General features: G+C 36.3%; 2 protein-coding genes. Both read right to left on the bottom strand.

The window, feature by feature from the left end; translation table 11 throughout:
• Positions 1 to 26 precede the first annotated feature (26 nt).
• Complete coding sequence (locus tag ACLU24_RS14625) at positions 27 to 551, bottom strand: restriction endonuclease subunit S (RefSeq protein WP_117460451.1); 525 nt, start codon at positions 549 to 551, stop codon at positions 27 to 29.
• Between the two features lie 10 nt (positions 552 to 561).
• A partial coding sequence (gene xerA / locus ACLU24_RS14620) for a site-specific tyrosine recombinase/integron integrase (protein WP_412613366.1) occupies positions 562 to 1,422 on the bottom strand: 861 nt, incomplete at its 5' end.

Genomic DNA, 1,422 nt, shown 5'->3' with positions numbered 1-1,422 from the left:
TGAAAGATACACTTTTAACCAAATTATCAAGCTACTAAATTATCATTTATCTTCTGTTTCAAAGCTATTCTATCGGTTATTGTCTTGTAGGCTTTCACAATTTTTCTCTGCTTTTCAATATCTGGTACTGGAAGTTCCACCTTACACATTTCCTCCCAATCCATTACTTCACGTACACTGCCGTGCGATTTAAAACGAGCATATCTATCAAATTCAGGGCGGCTAAACCACAACATTAAATATTCCGGCAAAAGTTTCTCTGTATCTATCACCTCAAATACTGTATAAACATTGCTTACAAGCCCTTCTTCATAATCTTCAAGCAATGCAATAGCGATTTTATCTCCTCTACGAGAGGTATCTGGTATATATGTGAATTGTCCTTTTTTAACTATCTTATACTTTGTAAAATCTGTCCCAACAGTATTTGCAATAGACTGAATAAACTGCTTTTGTACAGAAACACCTAAGAGATTTTCTTTTTTTCCTTCCTTATTGCGAATATCTACCTGTCGTATATATTCCCCAAGAAATCTGTATCCTTCTTTCATTCCTACCACCTTAACCAATGTATTTTCTATGAGCAATTTTCACATTACTCTGCTTAACCATTGCATATTGCAATGTAGTATCTATTCTTTTATGTCCCAAGAGCTGCTGAAGCTGCTCTATTGGCATTCCTTTGTCTATTGCCATTGTCGCAAGTGTTCGCCTGAATTTATGAGGGTGTACCTTATTTAGTCCCAATCGTTTTCCAAGCTGTCGTAATCTCACTTCAATACCTCCGATATTCATTCGATTATACGGAGATTGTAATGATACAAAAAGTGCCGGGTTATCGTCCTTGCGACTGTTTAGATAATTCTGCAAATGTATTTTTGTTCTTGCATCAAAATATACAATTCGTTCCTTATCGCCTTTGCCGAAAACAACACATTCTCTTTCGTTAAAATCTATATCCTCACGATTTAGTAACACCATTTCTCCGACACGCATACCCGTTGAAGCAAGCATATCAATCATTGCCAAGTCCCTGAGTTCCGTGCAATTATCCCTCATCAATTCAAGTGCTTCATCTGAATAAGTTTCTTTAATGTTCGTTCCGGTCTTAACCTTATGTATTCGCCTGACCGGACTTTTCAAAATATAATCCTCGTCCTCAAGCCAAGAGAAAAAACTGGAAAGTATTCGTCTTATATTATCTATCGTAACTTTACTGGATTTTTTCTTAGCCTGATACTCGGTCAAATAGCAACGAATATCATCGGTCACAACATATTTGATACTCTTTCCAATGCCATCAAGCATTGACTGTATCGTTGCATTATAGTATTTCAAGGTTTTCTCAGAACAGCCTTCAATACGCTTTGCCGATAAGAAAGACTCTACTAAATTCTGTTCTGAAAGTTCCTTATCTTTTTC

Origin of the sequence: Pseudoruminococcus sp. (assembly GCF_047012705.1) — a bacterium.
In the GTDB taxonomy this organism is placed as follows: Bacteria; Bacillota; Clostridia; order Oscillospirales; family Acutalibacteraceae; genus Pseudoruminococcus.
This window is presented reverse-complemented; position numbering and strand designations above follow the sequence as displayed.

What these genes read in the sequence shown, in the direction of transcription:
- ACLU24_RS14625 (WP_117460451.1), bottom strand. Translation starts at nt 551, where the DNA reads ATGAAAGAAGGATACAGATTTCTTGGGGAATATATACGACAGGTAGAT.